At 72.7% G+C, this 7,298-nt stretch carries 6 protein-coding genes; 5 read left to right on the top strand and 1 reads right to left on the bottom strand.

Annotated features, from left to right (window positions below; genetic code table 11):
• Positions 1 to 30: 30 nt before the first annotated feature.
• Together JQN83_RS13755 and JQN83_RS13750 are read left to right on the top strand one after the other, a co-directional pair.
• Positions 31 to 390, top strand: coding sequence for a nuclear transport factor 2 family protein (locus JQN83_RS13755; protein ID WP_208567528.1), 360 nt, complete (start codon positions 31 to 33; stop codon positions 388 to 390).
• Positions 391 to 415: 25 nt separating this feature from the next.
• Entirely contained in the window at positions 416 to 817 is a 402-nt protein-coding gene (locus JQN83_RS13750) for an allene oxide cyclase barrel-like domain-containing protein (protein WP_208567527.1), read from the top strand.
• Between the two features lie 30 nt (positions 818 to 847).
• Here the strand turns inward: JQN83_RS13750 and JQN83_RS13745 are convergent, their stop codons facing one another.
• Complete coding sequence (locus JQN83_RS13745; protein ID WP_307799248.1) at positions 848 to 2,233, bottom strand: short-chain fatty acyl-CoA regulator family protein; 1,386 nt, start codon at positions 2,231 to 2,233, stop codon at positions 848 to 850.
• A 239-nt stretch (positions 2,234 to 2,472) separates the two neighbouring features.
• Between JQN83_RS13745 and aceA the strand changes: the two genes are divergently transcribed.
• From aceA to JQN83_RS13730, 3 genes are all read left to right on the top strand, one after another.
• Positions 2,473 to 3,744, top strand: a complete 1,272-nt coding sequence (aceA, locus tag JQN83_RS13740; protein WP_208567525.1) for an isocitrate lyase — start codon at positions 2,473 to 2,475, stop codon at positions 3,742 to 3,744.
• Positions 3,741 to 5,348, top strand: a complete 1,608-nt coding sequence (gene aceB, locus JQN83_RS13735) for a malate synthase A (RefSeq protein ID WP_208567524.1) — start codon at positions 3,741 to 3,743, stop codon at positions 5,346 to 5,348. The genes aceA and aceB overlap by 4 nt, the downstream gene beginning before the upstream one ends.
• A gap of 264 nt (positions 5,349 to 5,612) precedes the next feature.
• The gene (locus JQN83_RS13730; protein WP_208567523.1) at positions 5,613 to 7,154 is read left to right on the top strand and encodes a glycoside hydrolase family 43 protein; all 1,542 of its coding nucleotides are present in this window, start codon (positions 5,613 to 5,615) and stop codon (positions 7,152 to 7,154) included.
• The last annotated feature ends 144 nt before the right edge of the window (positions 7,155 to 7,298 follow it).

The following is a 7,298-nucleotide window of genomic DNA, read 5'->3' as shown; positions in this document are numbered from 1 at the left end:
CCCACCACCCATCCGAGCAGAGGGGACCCCATGACCGACACCAGCCCGGTGGCGGCGTTCTTCGCCGCCTGTGACGCCGACGACCTGGACGCCGCCGCCGACTGCTTCGCCCCCGACGGGGTGTGGATCGTCGCCGCCGGCCCCGAACCGGGCCACACCTACCACCGCAAGGAGATACCCGGGTTCCTGGCCGAGATCATCGGTAAGCGCGACGAACTCGACGCCGTCGGTGCCCGGATGGTGTACGGCGAGCGCGTCGTCGTGGCGGACCGGGAGTTCCTGGAGTTCCGCTGCGAGTCCGCGACCGGCGAGGTGCTCGAACGGGGCGTGGACGTGTTCACGCTGCGCGACGGCAAGATCCTGGTCAAGGACGTCTTCCGCAAGGCCTGACCCCCCACCACGGAAAGAGGCGACCATGTACGACAACCTCCACGAAATCCTCACCTCGTTCGGCGCGGACATCGACTTCGAGGACCCGAAGCTCGGGCAGAGCGGGTGGTACAAGGCGGACCTGGTGGTCCCGGACGAGGGCCGGGTGGGCACCGTCGACGGCGGGTACCGGCTGGTCATGCACCGTGGGTCCGACGGGATGCCGATGGTGCACCTGTCGGAGACGCTGTCGTTCCCGCAGGGGGACGTGCACGTGCAGGCGTGGGCGGAGTTCCCCAACCTGAGCAACGGCAACTGGTTGTACTGCCCGGCGGTGGGGATCAGCGGGGAGCTGACCGGCCGGCAGGGGTTCCGCCAGTGGCGTCCGGTGGAGCTGGGCAAGCTCGCCGAAGCCAAGGTGATCTTCTATACCAGCCCGACCCAGTGACGCCCGCCCGCCGGTCCCCGCCCGCCGCCGTCAGCCCTTCAACGGGTACGGGATGAAGGTGCTGCGGTTCTCGTCGAGGTCGAGCCGGCCGCTGATCGGCGCGGCGGCCCGCTGCGGGCAGGTCATCCGCTCGCAGGTCTTGCACCCCGGGCCGATCGACGTGACGGCGTCGGCCGCGTACAGGTCGATGCCCCGGGAGTAGACCAGCCGGTCGGCGTGCCGGATCTCGCAGCCGAGCCCGATCGCGTAGACCTTGCCGGGCTGGTTGTAGCCGCCGTGGTGCCGGGTGATGGTGCGGGCGATCCACAGGTAGCGCTGCCCGTCGGGCATCGCCGCCACCTGCACCACCACCCGGCCGGGTGCACCGAACGCCTCGTAGACGTTCCACAGTGGGCAGGTGCCGCCGGTGAGCGAGAACGGGAAGCCGGTGGCGGACTGGCGTTTGGACAGGTTGCCGGCCCGGTCGACCCGGACGAAGGAGAACGGCACCCCGCGCGCCCGGGGCCGTTGCAGGGTGCTGAGCCGGTGGCAGATGGTCTCCCAGCCCATGGTGAAGTGCTGGGAGAGCAGCTCGATGTCGTACCGGTGCTGTTCGGCCGCCGCGAGGAACGGCCCGTACGGCAGGATCAGCGCGGCGGCGAAGTAGTTGGCCAGGCCGACCCGGGTGAGGATCTGGGTCTGCGGGTCGTCGAACCGTTCCTCCTCCACGATCTCGTCGATCACGTCGGCGTACTCCAGCAGGGCGATCTGCGCGGCCATCCGCATCGCCTCCTGCCCGGCGCGCAGCGACGTCGACAGGTGCAGGGTGCGGGTCTGCGGCCGGTAGCGGTGCAGCTCGTCGCCGAGCAGGCTGGCGTCGTCGTGGCGGACCTGCACGCCGTGCCGTTGGGCGAGCCGGTCCTGCAACCCGGCCCGGACCTCGCCACGACGCAGGTCGATGGTGGCGGCCAGCCGCTCCGCCGCCTCGTCCAGATCCGGCACGTAGTTCTGCCGCCGGTAGAAGAACTCGGTCACCCGGTCGTGCGGGCTGCGCCCGACCGTCTCCCGGTCGCCCAGCAGCTCGGCGAGCTGCTCGTCGGCCTGCCGGTAGCGGCGGTGCAGGTCGAGGACGGCCTCGGCGACCTCGGGCAGCCGGGTGGCGAGTTCGGTGAGGTCGGCGACGCCCGGCCGGCCGGGCAGCGCCTCGCGCAGCCCGGCGACCAGCCGGGGCGTGTCCCGGGGCGCGAACACGGTCGGATCGACGCCGAACACCTCGGTGATGCGCATCAGCACCGGCACGGTCAGCGGCCGGGTGTCGTGCTCGATCTGGTTGAGGTAGCTGGGGGAGATGTTGAGCAGCCGGGCCAGCCGGGACTGGCTCAACGCGCGGTCCTCGCGCATCCGGCGCAGTCGGGCACCCGCGAAGGTCTTGCTCACCACGCTCACCTCCCCACTGCTTTTTCAGCAGCCCAGCACCCCTTGGCAGAGTGCGAATATACCTGTTCGCAACTTCGCAGAACCGGGGGTGAACTTCTCAGAACTTGGCTTCTTCCGTCCCTCGACCACCCCTGCGACACCGTGTGACCGTGGGTGACACGCCGGCCGGGCGACGCGTTCGCACCGCCGGACGGCACGACGGCCGGTGCCGGCGTCACGACATCCGAGGAGACGAGATCATGCAGAACGACGTGGAGCGGTTGCGTACCGAGTGGGAGACCGACCTCCGCTGGCAGGGGGTGCGCCGCAGCTACCGCGCCGAGGACGTGGTCCGCCTGCGGGGGGCCGTCCAGGAGGAGCACACCCTGGCCCGACGCGGGGCGGAACGGCTGTGGGAGCTGCTGCACACCGAGGACTACATCCACGCCCTGGGTGCGCTCACCGGCAACCAGGCCGTGCAGATGGTCCGGGCCGGGCTCAAGGCCATCTACCTCTCCGGCTGGCAGGTGGCCGCCGACGCCAACCTCGCCGGGCACACCTACCCCGACCAGAGCCTCTACCCCGCCAACTCGGTGCCCGCCGTGGTGCGCCGGATCAACAACGCGCTGCTGCGCGCCGGCCAGATCACCACCGCCGAGGGCGACGACGGCGGCGTCGACTGGCTCGCGCCGATCGTCGCCGACGCCGAGGCCGGCTTCGGTGGCCCGCTCAACGCCTACGAGCTGATGACCGCCATGATCGGGGCCGGCGCGGCGGGCGTGCACTGGGAGGACCAGCTCGCCGCCGAGAAGAAGTGCGGCCACCTGGGCGGCAAGGTGCTCGTCCCGACCGGCCAGCACGTCCGCACCCTGGAGGCGGCGCGGCTCGCGGCCGATGTGGCCGGGGTGCCGTCGGTGGTGATCGCCCGCACCGACGCGCAGGCCGCCACCCTGCTCACCACCGACGTGGACGAGCGGGACCGGCCGTTCGTCACCGGCGAGCGGACCGCCGAGGGGTTCTACCGGGTGCGCAACGGCATCGAGCCGTGCATCGCCCGGGGGCTGGCCTACGCCCCGCACGCCGACCTGCTGTGGATGGAGACCTCCACCCCCGACCTGGAGGTGGCCCGCCGCTTCGCCGAGGCGGTCAAGGCCGAGTACCCGGACCAGCTCCTCGCCTACAACTGCTCGCCGTCGTTCAACTGGCGCAAGCACCTCGACGACTCGACCATCGCGAAGTTCCAGCGCGAGCTCGGCCACCTGGGCTACCGGTTCCAGTTCATCACCCTGGCCGGCTTCCACGCCCTCAACTACTCGATGTTCGACCTGGCCCGGGGTTACGCCGCCGACGGCATGTCCGCCTACGTGGCGTTGCAGGAACGGGAGTTCGCCGCCGAACCGGCCGGCTACACCGCCGTCAGGCACCAGCGTGAGGTCGGCACCGGCTACTTCGACCTGATCAGCACCGTGCTCAACCCGGCCGCCGAGACCACCGCCCTGCGCGGCTCCACCGAAGAGGAGCAGTTCGCATGAGGTACGAGATCATCGGAGCGCTGGCCGACCGGTTCGACGAGGTCCTCACCCCCGGGGCGCTGGAGTTCCTGGTGGCGCTGGACAGTGAGTTCGCCGCCCGGCGGGTGGCCCTGCTGGACACCCGCCGGGCCCGCCGGGACCGCTACGCCACCGGCCAGTTCCCCGACTTCCTGCCGGAGACCGCCGCGATCCGGGCCGACCCCGACTGGCGGGTGGCCCCGCCCGCACCCGGCCTGCTCGACCGGCGGGTCGAGATCACCGGACCGACCGACCGCAAGATGACGGTCAACGCGCTCAACTCCGGGGCCCGGGTGTGGCTCGCCGACTTCGAGGACGCCACCGCCCCGACCTGGCACAACGTCATCTCCGGCCAGCTCAACCTGATCGACGCCCTGGACCGGCGCATCGACTTCACCGACCCGCGCGGCAAGCGGTACGCCCTCGGCGCGGACCTGGCCACCATCGTCGTGCGGCCGCGCGGCTGGCACCTGGTGGAGAAGGGCATCGTGGTGGACGGCCGGCCCATCTCGGCCAGCCTGGTCGACTTCGGGCTCTACCTGTTCCACTGCGCGCAGCGGCAGCTCGACGCTGGTGCCGGACCGTACTTCTACCTGCCGAAGCTGGAGGGTCACCGGGAGGCGCGGCTGTGGAACGACGTCTTCATCTTTGCCCAGCAGCGCCTCGGCCTGCCCCGGGGCACCATCCGGGCCACCACGCTGATCGAGACGATCACGGCCGCGTTCGAGATGGAGGAGATCCTCTACGAGCTGCGGGAACACTCGGCGGGGTTGAACGCCGGCCGGTGGGACTACATCTTCAGCGTGATCAAGAACTTCGGGCAGTGGCCGGACTTCGTCCTGCCGGACCGGTCCGAGGTCACCATGACGGTGCCGTTCATGCGCGCGTACACCGAGCTGCTGGTGGCGACCTGCCACCGGCGCGGGGCGCACGCGATCGGCGGGATGGCCGCGTTCATCCCGAGTCGGGACCCGCAGGTCAACGAGGTGGCCCTCGACCGGGTCCGGGCGGACAAGCGGCGGGAGGCCGGCGACGGGTTCGACGGTTCCTGGGTGGCCCACCCGGGCCTGGTCGAGACCTGCCGTCGGGAGTTCGACGCGGTGCTGGGTGACCGCCCGCACCAGCTCGACCGGCTGCGCGACGACGTGGCCGTGACCGCCGCCGACCTGCTCGCCGTCGACAAGACCCCGGGCCAGGTCACCACCGCCGGGGTGCGGGCCAACATCGCCGTCGCCGTGCGTTACGTCGACGCGTGGCTCGGCGGCACCGGCGCGGTGGCGCTGGGCAACCTGATGGAGGACGCGGCCACCGCCGAGATCGCCCGCTGCCAGGTCTGGCAGTGGCTGCACCACGGCACCCCGCTGGCCGACGGCGGCTGCGTGACCGAGGACCTGGTCCGGTCGATCCTCGCGGTGGAGCTGGCCGCCCTGGTCGACGGGCGGGTGGGTGCCAACCGGGACCGTGCCGAACGGGCCGCCCGGATCGTCGAGGACACCGCCCTCGGCGAGGACCTGCCGGCGTTCTTCACCACCGGGGCGTACGCCCGGCACTTCGGTCCGACCCGGCGGCCCGTGCCGGTGGGCTGACACGCCACCGCGCGGCCGGGAGGGGCCTGGCCCCTCCCGGCCGGTGCCGGCCCGGCGACGCCGGAACCCGCCGCCCGGTGAGGCGGGGGCCGGAACGTCGGGGCCCGGTGGGACGGGGGCCGGAAAGTCGGGGCCCGGTGGGACGGGGGCCGGAAAGTCGGGGCCCGGCCCGGCGGGCGGAATCCGGTGGGGCAGCAGGCGGTGCCGCCCACATGGGATCGTGAGCGGGTATCCCTCCCGATCACGATCCCAGGGGGTTGGTGGATGAATCCGGTCGGGGCCGACGCGGTGCCCGAGGGGGCGGCCGGCTGGGTCGGCGGCACCTTCGCCAACCCGGTGCTGGCCGGGTTCCACCCCGATCCGAGCGTCTGCCGGGTCGGCGACGACTACTACCTGGCGTGTTCCAGCTTCGAGTACTTCCCCGGGGTGCCGCTGTTCCACAGCCGGGACCTGGTGCACTGGGAGCAGATCGGCAACGTGCTGGACCGGCCGGGCCAGCTCACCCTGCCGGTGACGATGCCGTCGTCGGCCGGGGTGTACGCGCCGACGCTACGCCACCACGACGGCCGGTTCTGGCTGATCGTCACCAACTGCGCCGACGGTGGTGGCACGCTGATCTGCACCGCCACCGACCCGGCCGGTCCGTGGTCGGACCCGGTCCGCGCCCCCGGAGTGGACGGCATCGACCCCGACCTGGCCTGGGACGACGACGGCACCTGCTGGTGCACCTACGCCGGGATCGCGCAGGTGCGTCTCGACCCGGAGACGGGCCACACCGTCGGCCCGCCCCGGCAGCTGTGGTCCGGTGCGCCGGGCGCGCAGGCCCCGGAGGCGCCGCACCTGTACCGCATCGGTGACCACTGGTACCTGCTGATCGCCGAGGGCGGCACCGAGCGCGGGCACGCCGTCTCGATCGCCCGCGCGGGCACGCCCGACGGCCCGTTCGAGCCGGGTCCGGCCAACCCGATCCTCACCCACCGGGGCACGCACCGGCCGATCCAGAACACCGGCCACGCCGACCTGGTCGAGGGGCCCGACGGGTCGTGGTGGCTGGTGCTGCTCGGGGTCCGCCCCGGCGGCGGCACCCCCGGCTGGCACGTGCTCGGGCGGGAGACGTTCCTGGCCCCGGTGACCTGGGTGGACGGCTGGCCGGTGGTCGGTGCGGTCACGCCGGAGATGGCCGCGCCGCCGTGGGCCGCGTACCCCGTCGCGCCGCCACCCGTCCGCGACGACTTCGACGCCTACCGGCTGCATCCCCGGTGGGTCTCGGTGCGGTCCCGGCCGGCCGACGTGTGGTCGTTGACCGAACGGCCCGGCTGGCTCACGCTGCGGGCCCGGGGCGCGTCGCCGGACGCACCGGACGTCACGTTCGTCGGCCGCCGCCAGCAGCACCCGTCCTGCCGGGTCCGGACCCTGGTCGACCCGGCCGACGGGCACGGTGGTCTGGTGGTGCGCCTCGACGAGCGGCACCACTACGACATCGAGGCGGGCGGCGGCGAGGTACGGGTCGTCGCCCGGATCGGGTCGGTGCGGTCGACGCGTGCCACCCGGCCGGTCGGGGCCGGCCCGGTCCACCTGCGGATCGAGGCGCTCGCCCCGTCGCCCGGCGACTGGCACCCCGCCAAGGAACCCGACCTGCTCCGGCTCGGCGTCGAGCACCCGGACGGGGCCTTCGACGTGCTGGCCGAACTCGACGGCAGGTACCTGTCCACCGAGGTCGCCGGCGGTTTCACCGGCCGGGTCATCGGCATGTACGCCGCCCGGGGCGACGTCGCCTTCGACTGGTTCGACTACGAGCTGTGCTAGCCGCCCACGCCGGGCGTGCGCCGGGCCGCCGGTGCCGGGCGGACCGGGTTATCCTGGTCCGGTCGACCAGGCAGGGCACGGTTCGACCAGGCAGGGCACGGTTCGACCAGGGCAGGGAGCAGATCGTGGCAGGTGACGACGACA

Origin of the sequence: Micromonospora antibiotica, assembly GCF_017599305.1 — a bacterium.
Lineage (GTDB): Bacteria > Actinomycetota > Actinomycetes > Mycobacteriales > Micromonosporaceae > Micromonospora > Micromonospora antibiotica.
The sequence above is the reverse complement of the archived record's forward strand: the minus strand, read 5'-3'. Positions and strand labels throughout refer to the sequence as shown.